General features: G+C 49.4%; 13 protein-coding genes. 5 read left to right on the top strand and 8 right to left on the bottom strand.

Annotated features, from left to right (window positions below; all coding sequences use genetic code 11):
- Positions 1-17: 17 nt before the first annotated feature.
- The 8 genes from IKQ95_10055 to IKQ95_10020 form a co-directional block, all read right to left on the bottom strand.
- Complete coding sequence (locus tag IKQ95_10055) at positions 18-3,668, bottom strand: S8 family serine peptidase (protein ID MBR4197039.1); 3,651 nt, start codon at positions 3,666-3,668, stop codon at positions 18-20.
- A 69-nt stretch (positions 3,669-3,737) separates the two neighbouring features.
- Positions 3,738-7,478 carry a S8 family serine peptidase gene (locus IKQ95_10050; protein ID MBR4197038.1) on the bottom strand — a complete coding sequence of 1,247 codons (3,741 nt, stop codon included), beginning with the start codon at positions 7,476-7,478 and terminating at the stop codon, positions 3,738-3,740.
- Positions 7,479-7,526: 48 nt separating this feature from the next.
- Positions 7,527-8,975 carry a DUF2828 family protein gene (locus tag IKQ95_10045; protein MBR4197037.1) on the bottom strand — a complete coding sequence of 483 codons (1,449 nt, stop codon included), beginning with the start codon at positions 8,973-8,975 and terminating at the stop codon, positions 7,527-7,529.
- 117 nt (positions 8,976-9,092) lie between these two features.
- The gene (locus tag IKQ95_10040; protein MBR4197036.1) at positions 9,093-9,401 is read right to left on the bottom strand and encodes a hypothetical protein; all 309 of its coding nucleotides are present in this window, start codon (positions 9,399-9,401) and stop codon (positions 9,093-9,095) included.
- Between the two features lie 88 nt (positions 9,402-9,489).
- A complete protein-coding gene (locus tag IKQ95_10035) occupies positions 9,490-10,542 on the bottom strand; it encodes a hypothetical protein (protein MBR4197035.1) in 1,053 nt (350 codons plus the stop codon).
- 106 nt (positions 10,543-10,648) lie between these two features.
- Positions 10,649-11,239, bottom strand: a complete 591-nt coding sequence (locus IKQ95_10030) for a hypothetical protein (protein MBR4197034.1) — start codon at positions 11,237-11,239, stop codon at positions 10,649-10,651.
- A gap of 27 nt (positions 11,240-11,266) precedes the next feature.
- Positions 11,267-11,746 (bottom strand): hypothetical protein, encoded by a 480-nt coding sequence (locus IKQ95_10025; GenBank protein ID MBR4197033.1) that lies wholly within the window; start codon positions 11,744-11,746, stop codon positions 11,267-11,269.
- 158 nt (positions 11,747-11,904) lie between these two features.
- Positions 11,905-12,612, bottom strand: a complete 708-nt coding sequence (locus IKQ95_10020) for a hypothetical protein (GenBank protein MBR4197032.1) — start codon at positions 12,610-12,612, stop codon at positions 11,905-11,907.
- 61 nt (positions 12,613-12,673) lie between these two features.
- Between IKQ95_10020 and IKQ95_10015 the strand changes: the two genes are divergently transcribed.
- From IKQ95_10015 to IKQ95_09995, 5 genes are read left to right on the top strand one after another with little or no spacing between them, the layout of a single operon-like run.
- Positions 12,674-13,747, top strand: a complete 1,074-nt coding sequence (locus IKQ95_10015) for an adenine-specific methyltransferase EcoRI family protein (GenBank protein ID MBR4197031.1) — start codon at positions 12,674-12,676, stop codon at positions 13,745-13,747.
- Positions 13,748-13,781: 34 nt separating this feature from the next.
- Positions 13,782-14,078: a hypothetical protein gene (locus tag IKQ95_10010; GenBank protein ID MBR4197030.1), complete on the top strand. Its 297-nt coding sequence runs from the start codon at positions 13,782-13,784 to the stop codon at positions 14,076-14,078.
- Complete coding sequence (locus IKQ95_10005; protein MBR4197029.1) at positions 14,075-14,329, top strand: type II toxin-antitoxin system RelE/ParE family toxin; 255 nt, start codon at positions 14,075-14,077, stop codon at positions 14,327-14,329. The genes IKQ95_10010 and IKQ95_10005 overlap by 4 nt, the downstream gene beginning before the upstream one ends.
- Positions 14,326-14,616: a hypothetical protein gene (locus IKQ95_10000; GenBank protein MBR4197028.1), complete on the top strand. Its 291-nt coding sequence runs from the start codon at positions 14,326-14,328 to the stop codon at positions 14,614-14,616. Before IKQ95_10005 ends, IKQ95_10000 begins: the two co-directional genes overlap by 4 nt.
- Positions 14,597-15,709 (top strand): DUF262 domain-containing protein, encoded by a 1,113-nt coding sequence (locus IKQ95_09995; GenBank protein ID MBR4197027.1) that lies wholly within the window; start codon positions 14,597-14,599, stop codon positions 15,707-15,709. The genes IKQ95_10000 and IKQ95_09995 overlap by 20 nt, the downstream gene beginning before the upstream one ends.
- Positions 15,710-15,779 lie beyond the last annotated feature (70 nt).

Below are 15,779 nucleotides of genomic sequence, written 5' to 3'. Positions count from 1 at the left end.
GGAAAATCTTTCAGGCTTTAACGTTTTCTGCGTCCCAGCGCGATTAACGGAATGAACGCCGCAAGCAATGACGCTCCCGAAAGGTTAAGACATCCGCCGGAGCCTGAAGACGCGAGTCCCTCCGGGTCTTCTTTGTGTTCTGTCGCCGAAATCACCGGGGCATACAGCGTATCAGCGTCAAGCCACGCCGAAACATTCACAGTATGATCTTCCGGGACTGTGATTATTATGTTGCCGTCTGAGTCGGTGAATTGAACGTTGTCGTCTTCTGCGTCCTCCATTGAGAGGGCGTTAGCTTTCCCGCGTGTAAATGCGTTCCACACAAGCCGCCAGCCTGTCGGGACATCATCGGAGATTTTGACGTTCGCGAAACAGTCAACGCTTTCGGGGGTGTAGAAGGCCGAGTCGTTCGTGCGAATCTCAGGCAGAACAGCGGCTATAACTCCGTCAGCGGCAGTTATTGAGGCAAGCTCGCCGATTGTCAGCGATGATATGTCCCTTGCCCCGCTCACTGTGATTTTGACTTCTTTCGGTGTCGGCGGAATGTCGGGGCTTATAGGTGCCGGGGGAATGTCCCCGCTTGACGGCTCCGGGTCAACATCGCGGCTTGTCGGTGTTTCGGGAATATCTGAGCCGGAGCCGCCTGTGATGTTTACCGTTAAAGTTTTCGTGTCATGGCCGGCTGTGTTCTCCGCCCTGAGCGTGAATATGAAGAGTCCGCCCTCTTCCGGCGTTCCGAAAATATATCCGTTACGTGAGAGGGTGAGTCCTTTGGGCAAAACTCCTTCTGCGACTGTCCACATTACCGGGGCTGTGCCGTCCGCGCTGAGGGGCGTTAGCGGGTAAGCCGTATTGATTTTGCAGTCGGGAAGGCTTGATGTCTTTATTGCGGGCGCGGCTTTGACTGTAAGCCTGTAAGCCACAGATGAATCCGCGCTTACATCGGGCGATTCCGTTTGCACGACAACGATGAACTCTCCTGCTAATGTCGGGAAGGCCGTAATATTTCCCGTCTGCGAAATTTTCATGTTAAGTGATTCGTCTGCTAATAACAGTGTCCATTTCATACTGGCATCGCTGCGGAGATTTATTTTTGCGTCATATGAGACTCCCTTCACGGCATCGGGCAAAAAGTGCGTGATGATTTCTGACGGCTCATGAACGTAGAAATCAATTGTGCGTTCATCTTTTCCGGCTGAATTTTCCGCAGTAATCGTGAAAACATAATGCCCGTTCTTTGTCGGCTTACCGTAGAATATCGGCGTGCTGTCCTCGCAGCGAATGCGAGTCCCCGCAGGAAGGTCTCCGCTAACGGTGAAAGTCATCGGCGCACTTCCGTAAACAGGAATATTGAACGAAAATTCCGTGTCCTTCTCAAGACTCCTGAGCGTATAAAGCGCATTGCTAATGAATATCGGCGCGGAATCCTCAACCGTAATCAACAAGTCAGTGCTTGAGGCTCCCCAGTCATTTGAGACAGTAACAATCACGTGAAAATCCCCGGACTCCTCCGCCCTTCCTGTGAGTGTCAGAGTCTGCATAGTCGGCGCGAGGGAATTATTAGCAATCCCGAATCCGACTCCTTTCGGCAGATTCTGAACGTTCCAAGATAACGGCTTTGTTCCGTAAGCAATCACGCTTATGTCAGCCTCATCAATTGCGCTGTCTTCCGAGACATATTTCACGCTGACGGGCCGTCCGAGCGTAATATTATGCTTGTTTGTCTCGGATATTTCCGCCGCTTTCGCTTCATTCACCGTAATTTTGAACGTGTAACTGTCGGAGCCTGAGTCATTCGAGACTGTTACCGGGAATGAATATGTCCCTGCCTTTGTCGGGGTGAAGCTCAATATCCCGCTGTCCTCGTTTATTCTCGCGCCGAAATCAGCCGGGTAATCTCCGCTTGCCAGTCTCCATTTCATTGGCCAGTCTCCCGCCGTTGTATCAATATCAGCCCTGTAATCACTGCTCACATAGGCAGGAGTCATATCATCAGACCTCAGAAGAACGGGTGCTGACTGAGGCGATATTACGAGGGTTAATGCCAGCGAGCTTGAGCCGTAACTGTTCGAGGCTGTTACAGTGAAGGGGAATGAGCCGGACTCTTTCGGAGTGCCTGAGATTTTCACGCCGTCAAACGTAAGTCCTTCCGGTAATGCTCCGTCAATTGTAACTGTTACGGGCTGAGTCCCTGTTGCGTAAAATTCCGTCTTGTACCGCTGATTCACGACTCCTTCCGGGGGATTCGCATCGCTGATTTGCGGCGGTGTGTCAGCCGACATTATCCCGGCCATGAAATTTATTGCGCCTGTGAGGTCTAAGAGTCCGTGCGCTGATGTCCCGTCATCCCGGAGATAGTCAGCGTTCGCCCCTCCGATAAGGGCGGCCTTTATCTGACTCGCTGTAGCTTTCGGGTAAATTGCCTTCAGGAGAGCCGCAGAGCCTGCCACGTGAGGAGTCGCCATTGATGTGCCTGACTTTGAAGCGTAGGGATAAACACTCGGAAGCATTGCATATCCCGTATCATTCGAGAGCGTCAGAGGAATCGTGCTGAAAATGTTCATCCCCGGCGCGGCAATGTCGACATATTTCCGGCTGTAGTTGCTGAAATATGTCCTCGATAAACTTCGATTCGCAGCTGCTACAACTATCATGTTGTCGAGTTCAAGATATGAGCCTATGAGAACATAGCTTCCTTTGAGCCAGCTTGATGTTGTTGACGGAGTCGGCCTGCCTATGTCGTTAGCATCATTTCCCGCCGCGGCGCATATGAGCGTCCTGCCCGTATCACTGAGTATTTTCAGGGCCAGCCACAGGGGATTATTGTCCGCGATTAATTTTTCAGGCGAGTCAGTGTCATAGCCTCCGACAGAGAAATTCACCGCCGCGAGATTCAGCCGGGGTTCTTTCGTGAGGAGTCCCGATATGTAGTTGAAGGCCGCTATTATGTCCGCGTATGTTCCGCTTCCGTTTTTGTTCAGGACTCTGACGGAGATTATTTTTGCCCGCCAATTTACCCCCGCGACTCCCTGCGCGTTGTTGCCGACTCCCGCTATCGTTCCTGCGACATGAGTCCCGTGTCCGCGCTCATCGTAATACGCTGAGGGATCGTAGTCCGCCCCCGCATGGCCGAGAAAGTTCCGGCTGTATTCGTGCGAGAAATTGTCCCTCAAGTCCGGGTGATTATAGTCGATCCCAGAGTCAACGACAGCAACATACACATCATCAGATCCCGTGCCGTATGTCCATGCGTCCGGGGCGTTTATCGCGTCCATTCCCCAGAGTCGGAAATACTCTGAGTCGTCCGGGACTGCGGGAAGGTTGAGCGTGTATATACGGTTCAGCGAGGCCGCTATTACGTCGGGGCGGGACTTTATCCGGCGGAGTAATGCGTTCTCGTCCTCATTGTCGGAATGCACGACCATGAAAATATTGTTGCTCCTGTCCGAGAGTGAGTCGAAAGTCTCAACAACTTTCACATTCTGAGAGGCCGCAAACGACTGAACGGAGGAAAGAGACTTCACTCCCCCCGCTGTTTTCGCGGAATTGATTCGGACACCTGTTGTATTTCTAAGCACTATTATTACGTCCCCCGGCACTGCGTCTTGAGCGTGTGAGGCAGAAGCCAGGAAGGACAGTAAGAATAATACCGTAAGTATTTTTCTCATAATAAAAAACCTCCTGACGCGGGATTGTTCTGTCAGGAGGAATTATACTGCTATTTTGCTGATATTTGGCTACGAGTTTTTGCCGTCATTCTTTTTGCTTACGGAGAATATCACCGCCGCAAGCATGAGTCCCGCAAGCCCAGCGACTCCCGAATCACATCCGCCCGATGAGGAGCCGACTCCGTAGCCGCTCTGTCCCGGCCTAACCGCAGAAATTACCGGGGCATAAGTCTTCCCGGAATCTAGCCACGCCGAGACGTTCACGACTCTGTTTGCAGGAACGTCCGTAATTATATTGCCGTCTGAGTCGTAAAATTCCGCCGAGTCATTCGCTGAGTCCTCAATGAATGCGCCTGTCATTGACCGCGTGAAGGGATGCCATACGAGAGTGTAGCCCGCAGGGACATCATCAGAAAGTTTCACGTCCGCAAAAATATCAACGCTCTTGTACGTGTAGAAGTCCGAAATATTCACGCTGATTTCCGGGAGAACCGCCGCGACAAGTCCGCCCCCGTCAGCAATTGCTTCAAGCTCTCCGATTGTGAGCGATGATATTCCCCTCGCGCTTCCTGTCGTGATTGTTGCGGGTTTAACGTCTTTGCTTTCGGGGGTGATGTCTCCGCTGTCGGGCTTGATGTCTTTGCTTTCGGGTGTAATGTCTCCGCTGTCGGGCTTGATGTCTCCGCTGTCTGAACCGTCAGAGGCAATATTTACGGTGTATGATTTCTCGCCATATAAGACTCCGTTTGCGGCTCTGAGTGTGAATGCGAATGTCCCGGATTTTGTCGGCGTTCCGAAAATATATCCGTTGCCCGCGAGAGTTAATCCTGCGGGGAAATTTCCGCCTGAAACGCTCCACGTTATAGGGGCTGTACCGTCAGCACTAAGCGCGGTCATGTCATACGGGGTATTCATTCTTCCGTCCGGGAGGCTTGCTGTGATTATTGTCGGGCGGTCTCTGACTGTCAGCGTGTAATTTCTCGTGTGAGAATTTGTTGATGAGTCGAGAGCCTTTGCGTTTATTGTGATGAGGAATTTCCCGGCCACTGTGGGAATGCCGCTGAGGTCGCCAGATTCTGACAGTGTTAAACCTGCCGGCAAATCACTGCTCAAAGTCCACGACAAAGCAACATCACCGAATGAGGCAAGCCGGGCATTATATGCGACTCCTCTCACAGCGTCGGGAAGAAAGTTTGTTGTGATTACGGCAGGTTCTCTTACGATGAATGTTACATCTTCGCTTGCTACTCCCAAGTCATTCGAGGCGTAAACAGTTGCGCTGAATGTCCCTGTTTCTGTCGGAGTGCCGTATAAGAACGCAAAATTATCGTTGCTCTTAACGGCCATTCCTTTTGGCAGAGTCCCTTCAAATGTGAAAGTCATCGGCGAGGTTCCTACAGCAAAAATACTGCTTGTGCTGTAATAGCCTGCCTGCATGTTTTTGGTGTCGCTCGAAAGCAGGAAAGACGGAGGAAGATCCGCAATCTCAATCGTGAAATCCCTGCTTGCAGTCCCGAATTTGTTTGAGACTGTAACATGAACATCAAAGCTCCCGGCTTCTTTTGCATGACCCTCAATCGTTACTGTTTCTTTGTGCGAATATCCGTTTTTGTCGTATACGGTTGTTTTCCCTAATGTCAAGCCGTCAGGAAGCCCGGTTATATTCCATGACATTGGCACGGCACCTTCAGCGGTTATAGTCTCCTCTATTGACCTCAATGCATAATCGGCCGCGCTCGAAACTGCGTAACGCACACCCTTTATGCCCGGCCTGAGATCTTTTGACTCGATTGACGGGATTTTCTGCGCCTCGACTGTTACGGTGAAAGATTTGCTGTCTTCCCCGGCGTAATTCTCAGCGTTGAGCGTCAAGTGATACGTTCCTTCCTGAGTCGGCGTGAAGCTCACATAGCCCCTTTTGTCGAATGAAAGCCCGAAACTTGAAGGCATGTCAGAGCTTTCTATGCTGTAGATGATTGGCCAGCTTCCTGCGCTGATGTTGACGGGGAAAGAATAAGCCGTGCTTGTCATGGAGTAATTTATATCGCTGCTCATGTTTATGACGGGCGCGACTCCTTTGTCAACGCTTACAGTGTATATCATTGAGTCATGGCCGTAATCATTTTCAGCGGTGATGACAAATTCATATACTCCTTCTTTTTCCGTAACGCCTGTAATGTATCCGTTCTTGTCGAGGCTGAGACCTTCCGGGAGATTTCCTTCAACGCTCCATGTGATTGGCTCTGATCCTGACGCTTTAAGCTCGAACTTGTAGAACTGTTTTGCGGTTGCGTTGTGAAGTTCGTGAGCAGAGATTTTCGGGGGATTATTTTCACCGAGAGTCGCGGCTAAGAAGTCAGCAGCCCCGCGAATGTCAAGAAGCCCGTACATTGAAGTGTTGTTGTCGCGGAGATAATCACCGTTCGCGCCTCCGAGAATTGCGGCCTTTATCTGATTTGCTGTTGCGCTTGGGAAAATGGATTTGAGGAGAGCCACAGCCCCTGCGACATGAGGAGTCGCCATAGAAGTACCCAGCAGATCACCGTAAAATGAAGTCCGCTTAGAATTTTCCAGCTTAATAAGCTCTCTTTCATATATCGTGGAATTTTCCGCATCATGAGCGCGTATAGTGCTGTATATCCATCCGTTTATCGGCTGGCTGAGATTTTGGCCGTCAATATCTCCTCCCGGTGCCGCAACGTGTACATAATGACTGCTGTAATTGCTGTATGAAGCCCGCTGAAGCGTATAGCCTGAAGCCGCAACAACAATCATATTCTCAATGTCCGGGTAACCTGAGGGGTAACAGTACCATCCTTTCCGAGTTCTAATGCTGCCGTCAGAATTGTATGTTGTGTTCATGACAGGCGCGCCGACTTCTGTGTTCTCATTTCCTGCCGCGACACAAATCACTGTCCTGTTTAGGCTGCTTAGTGCCTGAAGAGCAAGATATTGGGGGTCATTCTCTGCGACTGCTTCGGACGGCGACAAAGGCGAGAAACCTCCAAGCGACATATTGAGTGCTGCGACATTAAGTCCGGGATTGCTTATGAGAAGGCCGGTAAGGTGATTTATTGCCGCTACGGTAACGGCATTTGAACTCATCCCGCTTGCGTCAAAAACTCTGAGGGAGATAATTTTTGCCTTCCAGTTTACGCCCGCAACGCCGACTCCGTTGTTGCCGACAGCCGCAATCGTTCCTGAGACGTGAGTCCCGTGATCGTTCGCGTCTCCGTAATTGTTGGGATTATATCCGCTGGTGTTAATTCCCGTGAAATTCATGCTGTACTTGTGCGAAAAATTGTCCTTCAGGTCTTCATGCTCAAAATCGACTCCCGAATCAATCACAGCAACATAGACATCTTCAGAGCCTGTTGACATGTTCCACACATCCGGCGCGTTGATGGCTTCCATTCCCCAGAGCCTGTAATATTCCGGGTCATTCGGGATTCTTCCGTCGGCGCAAAGGTGAATGACTCTGTTCAGCGAGGCCGCAATGACATTCGGGTTCTGCCTGATTTCGCGGAGAAGGTCATTCTCATTCTTTTTGTCAGAGTGAACGAGCATGAAAATGTTATTGCTGACTTCAGAGAGTGCGTCATAAGTTTTCACGACGTTTACATTTGCTGACTGTGCGAATGATTGTACGGCTGAAAGATTCTCAACGCTTATGGCCGAATTTGCCGAACTGATTCGGACTCCCGATGTGTTACGCAGTACAACAATCACATCACCGGGCACTGCGTCATAAGCTAACGATGGAACAACAAGAAAAGACATAAAGAGGATAGCTACAAAAAATTTCCTCATGTACAAAAAAACCTCCTGACTAAATTTTGAATCAGGAGGAATTATACTTTATGCCGTGATTTTCGCGTAACGCTCCGAGCTTAACACCTCAAGCATAAAATCATAGGGTGAAAGATTCCCGCTCTTTATCATCGCAAAGACTCTCAGCGACAATCCGCTGACTAATACGACTCCCTGCTCATTCATGGTAACGGGCTGCTGAGTGTTCCTGCTGTCAACGTTCCAGAATACGACCTGCGGAAGGGTATAGCCATTGTCTGCAAAAATCTTCCTCGCGTAATCGAAATTCGTCATGCTTGAGTCGTCTGTGCAGTCGTCAAATTCCATGTCTGAAATTATGTAGAGTGATGACGGCATTTCGTCCTGCGGAATTTTGTGCTTCACTGCGGTGTTCAGTATCAGCTCAAAGACCGCCTGAAGGTTAGTATTCTCTGCCTGATTGAATGTCGCGCAGTAATTGACCTTCTCGAAAATGTCCGAGCCTTTTATTTCGACAAGCCGGGGAGCCGCCGAGAACGTAATGAAGTGATTGCGGTATTCGCCCGTGTTATGTTCTGCGAAATATATTCCCAGCGAAACCGCCGCGGCTATCGGGTAAACCGTCCTTCCGCCGTACATTGACCCGGAACAGTCGACAACAGCCAGCGAATTTTCCCCCCTCGTGAAATCCTCCATGGCATTCCACGCAGTATTGAGTGATTTCCGCTCGTCATCGTCCATTTTTCCCCGCGTGAATATGGGCATGATTACGTCATAGGGTGCAAGCGTCCCGGTATGAAGCTCCGTTTTCCCTGACGCAACATCATCAAGGAACGCTGAATATCTTTCGCCGTCATTGCGTATGAATGCCTGACGATATTTGAGCATTGCGCGTGAAGGCTGCTTGCTGTAGTCGAACGTGTAATCCCCTGTGCGTAAATCGTTCTCGATGAGCCGGAGTCTTGCGCGTAAATCCGTGAGCGTCCTGCGGTAATCTCTGAGGCTGAGTCCGAGTCCCTTTGCGACTGTCAGGGCTTTGCGGCGCGTTTCGGGTGATGAGGCGTTGACGGAAGGAAGCCATTTAGCGAGGAGAGAAGGAGAGTCGGCGGTAATGTCGGCTTTGAGCTGTGAAGATATTGCGTCTATTGCTGACGATTCGCAGGGAGTCCCGATGAGCGCGAGAAGGTCATCAAATCGTCCGTATTCGGGAATGAGTGATATATTCTTGCTGACTGTTGACGGGGAATTTTGCGCGAGCCACTCAAGAATCACCCGGAATGCTCTGCGCTCACCGAGTCCTGCGCGAATGTCGCGGGCGTAGAATGCTATTCTTGCGGCCATGTCGGGATTTTCGGCGAAAGCTCTCATGAAGCGGGCGCGGATTTCGTGAGGCTGTGAATTTCGTAATGCTCCGATTGTGCTGAAGAGGTCAAGACAGTGCGAAAGGGTTGATTTGTGAGTCAGCGCAAGATTTTCCGTGAGGGTGTAATTAGCTTCGTGTTTGAGTTCGTCAAGCATAATATTTCCTCCTGAAATGAAACAAGGCGCATGGTTTTGCATTTACAGTGCATAATAGTTTTGCTGTATGCGCCTTTAGAATGACAAAGCACATTAGGATTCGAACCTCATCGCCAATTATCTGCTGTTTGTGCTTTTACGCGGAGGATTATAGCACAGGGATTTTACTTCAGACAGCGGACGAGAACTGCGGATATAATTTGTACGGCAACAATTATTATTTGTCATGATTATTTTCTGCCGTGTCATGTTGTGTTTCACGTCTTTTACTGTTTCCCTGATTCTGTTCAGCTTTCTTTCTGTTCTCTCGCTGAAGTCTCTTGCCTCGCTCTTAATTTCAGCTAATATAGCTTCCTGCCGCGCAAAACTCTGCTCCGTAATATCGGCCATGCGTTTTATTGTTCCATCATAGAAATCACAGCTCATGCAGTCTGAATTTTCCCTTCAGTAAAAATTGAGGCGACAAGGAAACACACACTCCCTGCCGCCCCGTAATATTCCGTGAATGAACGCGCTATTTCTTCCTGAAGACGAACACCGCCGACAATGCCAGGCCAATCACACCGAACATTCCGCCATTGCACCCGCCTGAACTGCCAACGCCGCCGATTTCGCGGTCAGTGAACAGCACAGCCGTAACAATATCAGTATATCCGCCAAGCTCTTTGTCGCTGAATGACCGTATAAGGTGCTGGGACGTGAGGCGCGTTTTTGTTGACGCATTCCACGTGAACGCCTTTAGGGTCATATTTCCGCCTATAGGCCCTGCTCCGACAAAAAGAATATTGTGCTCTAAGTCCTCAAGGAATCCGTGCTCGCTCTGTACATTCTCGCGCACAAGCATGTAATCCCCGCTCGTGTTGGCGTATGCGGACGCAGGAACGTCAAACGATCCCAGATTACACACGAGGTCAGGCGACGTGTTCCAGTCAATGCAGTGATACAGCCTCATGTTTACGCCTAACATGCCAACATCAACGCTCTGCGCTCTCTGTCTCGCGGGTGTGTTGTAAATGCTTGACGTAACATAATAGAAGCCGTTATTGCCGTCAGAGGGAGGGGCTTCAACTTCAAGCTCCATCGGTGAAGACTGCAAAATCTTGTAGCCGCTTGCGTTGTTCCAGTGGCAGAGCGAGTCAAAGTCATCAGACACAAATACAGTCTCCATCATGAAATATATTCCGTCATGGCCGTCCGTGAATGGTTTTTCCAGCTCAACGCCGAATCCTTCGCCCACTGTGGTAATCACACCGCTAACGCCGTTCCATATGTATGTGGTGAGGGTGTAATCATATTCCTGATTGATAACATGGACAGGATTTGACGCTAAAAACGCTACAATGCTTCCCTTGTGATCTCCGGATTTGATGACAATATCCGCTGTAGTCTGCGCGTTCTTCACGCTGATCTGTGATAATTTCTTTGTGCTGTTCCAGTGGTATACGGTGCTTTCTTTGCTTGCTGATGTCGGCTCTGCGTTCGCGTCTCCTGAGTAGCACCCGAAATAGAATCCGCCTGCCTCGTCAGGAATCGGCGACTCTGTGTCAACATTCCAGCCCTTTATCAAAAAACGGCGTAATACCCCTAGCTTTAGCTATGGGGATATAAGCCGCAATATAGTATAATATTTTTGCGGTTAGTCGTTCCGCTTTAACAAAAATGTAGCAACACTATCAAATGCAATACGGGGGAACACTTCCCTCTCGCCGCAGCGTAGCACTTAGAGATATAAATCTCCGGACTGGGTGAACTATGACGGGTTCTAGGAGAAAAGGTGTAATGAAGTAAAGCAAAGTAATGTTGTGTCCCTTTGGGACTATACAGTAGGGGCGGACTGGCCACGCCCTTGAGAATAAGGATGCCTGTTTTTGCAGGTGGAAACTTAAAATCAAACTTCTCAAGAACCCCCTGCCTTTAGGCATGGGGAGGTTCAGGTCGGAGCTTGTTACGATAACTTCATATGACACCGGGGAAGCCGCCTCATCTATGCGGATGATTTTCGCCGCGTCTGATGAAACACTGTCATACACGACAAGCACGACAGATTTATCCGTTGCTGTGTTGCTTATGTCAACGAGTCCGCGCCCGACTTCCTGCTTGTACGGCTCATCGTCAGCGGTCTTCTTTGTAGCGTCAAGCCCTGTGCGTGGGAAGCTGAATGTCGCCAGTTTTCTGAGAGTCGCACGGTCATAAACAGCTACATCACTGCTTACGGGAGTATATGAGCCGTCCGAGCTTATTGCCGTACGCTTTGACTCCCACACGTAGACAAAATTCTCGTTGTTCGTGAGTCACACAAGGCTGTAAACGTCATATCCGCTGTCAAGAGTCGCCGTAACAGTCCCGCTCCAGTTCATGAGGTCATAGCGTGAAAGGGTCGTGCCGTCAATGGCGTAAGCGATTCCGGCTGTGTCAGGCGTGAGGGCTAAGTCAGCTGAGGCTTTCGGGTTCGGGGTTACGCTGACTATTTGATCTGTCGCGAGCGGGTAATTCGGGCCGGCTGAAGCGTCATATACATCATAGTACTTGATATTCTCGTTGGCCTTGTTGACCTTCAAGTCATAGATGTATCGTCTTCCGTTCCGTGTGAACTCGCCCAAGGCGTGCTGCCGTTTGTCGCCTGAAATTATGACTGTCGGGACTGGCTCACCGCTCACAAAGTCAATGCGTCCGAGTCCATATGTCGCGACCTGCAGGGCGTTGGCCGCGAGGATGTCGCCGGAAGAGAACGTGTAGAGCAGTGATGAAAAGCGTCCGCCGGGACTGCCCATAACACTAGCGCGAGGAAAAACAATAGAGAGTATTTCTTCATGGCTGAATACCTCCGTAAAAGGATTGCGAAATTACGCAGAATTGATGATAAAATCATAGCGAAAATTACCGTGATGCACAATTCATGCCGGGATAATATTTCAGCTACGTAAACGGATTACTTTTTCCCCGCGAAAAGATTCTTTGTTGAAGCTATTGTGATATTCTCGACAACCTTCATCACCGGCCCGCCCTGATATTCCCGGTAAATGTCATAGTTCACCGCCCCGATATAGTCGCCGTTCGGGTCTTTCGTGCTGTAGAGTCTCGGCCTGCTGACGGTATGCAGGTACGTAACATCATGCGCCGGGATAATTTCTGTCTTCTCTTCCGGGATTGTTATCGTCTCAATGACGCGCCCGCGGGAATCGCGCCTCTGTATTTCGCGGTACACGGTGTAAGTCCTCGTAGTTTCTGGGATATGTTCCGTAACAAATTCCTGCGTTATGTCAGCGACAATATACGCCGTGTAGCCGATCTCCCCTGCCCACTTGAAGAACTCCGCACTTGTCGGCGAAACCTTGTCCCCGTGAATGAACTTCATATCCTCCACGACCGAGTCGACATACTTCACCTGAAGCGCACTCCTCTTACCGAAAGCCGCCTTTATCCCCTCAAGAGTCCACGAAAAGAAATCCGCCCTCAATTGTTTCTGAGGCATAAGCTGATTCCCGGCTCTGAGCGTAAAAGACGGAGGCATGACAAAAATTTTCTTCAGCCCGGAAAAATTCACGTTCGGATCCTGCCATACTTCAACATTGCTGGCCATTGCCGGAGCACACACAGCCATAACCAGAATCAGCACAAGAATTTTTTTTGCTGACATTTTTATTACCTCCTGGAATTTTGTTATCATTATACATTCCCAACAAGGAGGATTTGTTACAGTGTCGAAAAATTTTGCATTGCAGGAAGCGGCTCGCGCAAGGCAGGATGAATTTTACACTTCACGTAGCGACATCGAAAACGAAATGCGGTATTACCGGGAACATTTCAGGGGAAAAACTGTACTGTGTAATTGCGATGATCCGTATGAAAGTGAGTTCTTCAAGTATTTCGCGCTGTTCTTCAACACAATCGGTCTCAAGAAATTAATCGCGACATGTTACGCAGGAAGCCCGATAGCGCAGAGACAGTTATCGCTTTTTGACGATGAGACTCCCGCCCCGAGTCGCAAGCCCTATTGCGCGGTGATTGAGTGCATGAAGGACTACAACGGCGACGGACGCACGGATCTTCTTGACGCTGAATATATCTTGCAGCACGGTGTAGGCGGAGGACTCCGGGTTCTTGACGGGGACGGGGATTTTCGGAGTCCCGAATGCGTGAAGCTCCTGCAGGAAGCCGACATAGTAGCGACTAATCCGCCTCACTCGCTCCTGCGCGAATATATTTTCCTCCTCACGAAGTACGGCAAGAAATTTATCGTTCTCGGAAATATCAACGCAGTAACGTATAAAGAAGTTTTCCCGCTAATCATGCAGAATAAAATGTGGATGGGCGTTACGATTCACAGCGGCGACAGGAAATTTCACGTCCCTGAATCATATCCGCTTGAGGCAGCCGGGTGCGGGGTCGATGATGAGGGCAGGCGATTCATTCGCGTGAAGGGCGTTCGATGGTTCACGAATCTCGAACACAACCGCCACAACGAGACAATGATTCTTGTGATGAGCTACCATAAAGACCCGTCAAAATTTCCACACTATGACAATTACGATGCAATAGAAGTCAGCAAGACCGTTGAAATTCCGTATGACTATGACGGCATAATGGGAGTCCCGATAACTTTTCTCGACAAGTACAACCCGAAACAGTTTGAGATTCTCGGAATGTCAGGTACAAATTTTGCTGAAGGAGTCCCGCCATGCCACATAGAAGGCACATCACGAAACGCGAAAATTAACGGCAGGAATATTTACAGAAGACTCTTTATCCGAAAGATAGCGGACTTCATATAACAGGCTATAATGAGGCGTGAAAGGAGAGTCCCAAATGAACACAACATACGAATATATACCGCGTGAAGAAATTTCTGTAGCGGCTCGCGGCTTGATGGAGAAGTACAGCGGAGGCGGCGCAGTTTTTACGGATGACGGAAAACCCGTTCTGCTTATGCTCGATATTTCAGGCGACAATCCTGAACGCATAATAGAGGCGATAATCCGTGCGAGGGCGATGGAAGCATTCGAGAGTATGCGCGAAATTGCGAGGCAGAGGGGCTATATGTCAGACGAGGAAATAGAAGCCGAAATAGCAGCGGCCAGGCGTGAAAGAAAAAAAGCGTCATGAAAGTTATAGAGTACTCGAAGCAGGCGCAGAAATTTCTGATGAAGCAGAACGCGCAGACAAGAGAACGTATAATAAGCGCAATAGAAAAAATCCCCGAAGGAAAAGGCGACATAAAGAAAATGGAAGGGCAGCCGGGATGGCGGTTGCGTGTCGGAATATACAGAGTCATATTTGATGACTTAGGCAACGTGATTCTCATATACCGCATAAAGCCTCGCGGAGAGGTATACAAGGGAGGAGAAAGAAAATGAATGTGCTTGACTATCACCCTAAACCGAAATTAGGCGAACTTCAGCGGAGAAACATAACGGCCTCGCGTGTAATGAGCGATGAGGAAGCGTCAAGGCTGTGGGATTTCATCAGCAGTAATTTTGACGAGGCTGCGAGATGGGCATTGATTCCCGAAGAGGAGCCGGACGAGTTTGACTTAGAGATGATCGGCGAAATAAAGAATGACCCGGACTGTCATATATTCATAACGGGTGATGAGCTGAAAAAGAGCTTGGGAATGTCTGAATATGAAAATCACACTGCATGAAATCACCGTGCGCGAAATATCCGAGGGCTACACCGAGTCGGAAGAGGGCGGAGTCTGGGCCTACAATGGCAGGCTGAATATCCGTCCTCCATTCCAGCGCGAATTTATTTACAGCGACAAACAGCGCGATGACGTAATACGCTCAATCCTTAGTGATTTCCCCCTGAATGTTATGTACTGGATTGTGAATGACGGCGGAAAGTATGAGATGCTCGACGGCCAGCAGAGAACTATAAGCATATGCCAATACATTAAGGGCGTTTTTTCCGTCAACAATTTCAATTTCACGAGCCTTGCGAATGACGAGCAGGAAAAAATTTTCTCTTATCCCCTAATGATATATTTCTGTGAAGGGACTGACAGCGAGAAGCGCGACTGGTTCAAGATCGTGAACATTGCCGGGGAACAATTAACGCCTCAGGAACTCCGCAACGCTATATATCCGGGCGCATGGATTACGGACGCAAAACGCCGCTTCAGCAAGCGCAATTCACCTGCGCAGATTTTCGCCGGAAAATATCTTTCAGGAGACCCGATACGACAGGAATATTTAGAGACCGTCCTGAAATGGTACGCTGAGTCCGAACACATAGCGGGCAAAAGCGACGATGATATTATCTGTCATTGCATGTCGAATCATCAGCAGGACTCCGGCGCGGAAAGATTATGGCTATACTTTCAGAACGTCATAAACTGGGTACAGAGTCTTTTTCCTGTTTACCACAAAGAAATGCGTGGCCTAAACTGGGGATATTACTACAATAATTTTCACGACAAAATTTTTGACGCACACGAACTTGAAGCGAGGGTGCTTGAACTTTTTGACGATGACGACATAACGCGCCCGGCGGGAATCTATGAGTATCTCATTGACGGCCATGAAAGACACTTAAACATTCGGCCATTCAGCGAAAAGATAAAACGTCAGGTATACGAACGGCAGAAGGGACTCTGCAAATTCTGCGGAAAACATTTCGGCATTGAGCAGATGGAAGCAGATCACATTACCCCGTGGAGCCGGGGAGGACACACAACGCCGGAAAACTGCCAGATGTTGTGCAGACAGTGCAACAGGAAGAAAGGTAGCCTGTAATTTTTGCGTCAATGGGAAATTTTCTGTGAGAATGGATTTATGGAGGCGGCACCCAGATTCGAACTGGGGG

It is taken from the genome of Synergistaceae bacterium (genome assembly GCA_017540085.1).
Classification (GTDB): Bacteria; Synergistota; Synergistia; order Synergistales; family Aminobacteriaceae; genus JAFUXM01.
Note: the sequence above shows the minus strand (reverse complement) of the source record. Positions and strands in the feature narration are given on the sequence as shown.

Bases quoted from the DNA above. Each gene is read 5' to 3' on its own strand.
- IKQ95_10040 (MBR4197036.1), bottom strand. From the start codon at position 9,401: ATGAGCTGTGATTTCTATGATGGAACAATAAAACGCATGGCCGATATT.
- IKQ95_09995 (MBR4197027.1), top strand. From the start codon at position 14,597: ATGAAAATCACACTGCATGAAATCACCGTGCGCGAAATATCCGAGGGC.
- IKQ95_10050 (MBR4197038.1), bottom strand. From the start codon at position 7,478: ATGAGGAAATTTTTTGTAGCTATCCTCTTTATGTCTTTTCTTGTTGTT.
- IKQ95_10020 (MBR4197032.1), bottom strand. From the start codon at position 12,612: ATGTCAGCAAAAAAAATTCTTGTGCTGATTCTGGTTATGGCTGTGTGT.
- IKQ95_10010 (MBR4197030.1), top strand. From the start codon at position 13,782: ATGAACACAACATACGAATATATACCGCGTGAAGAAATTTCTGTAGCG.
- IKQ95_10000 (MBR4197028.1), top strand. From the start codon at position 14,326: ATGAATGTGCTTGACTATCACCCTAAACCGAAATTAGGCGAACTTCAG.
- IKQ95_10055 (MBR4197039.1), bottom strand. From the start codon at position 3,668: ATGAGAAAAATACTTACGGTATTATTCTTACTGTCCTTCCTGGCTTCT.
- IKQ95_10005 (MBR4197029.1), top strand. From the start codon at position 14,075: ATGAAAGTTATAGAGTACTCGAAGCAGGCGCAGAAATTTCTGATGAAG.
- IKQ95_10025 (MBR4197033.1), bottom strand. From the start codon at position 11,746: ATGGGCAGTCCCGGCGGACGCTTTTCATCACTGCTCTACACGTTCTCT.
- IKQ95_10045 (MBR4197037.1), bottom strand. From the start codon at position 8,975: ATGCTTGACGAACTCAAACACGAAGCTAATTACACCCTCACGGAAAAT.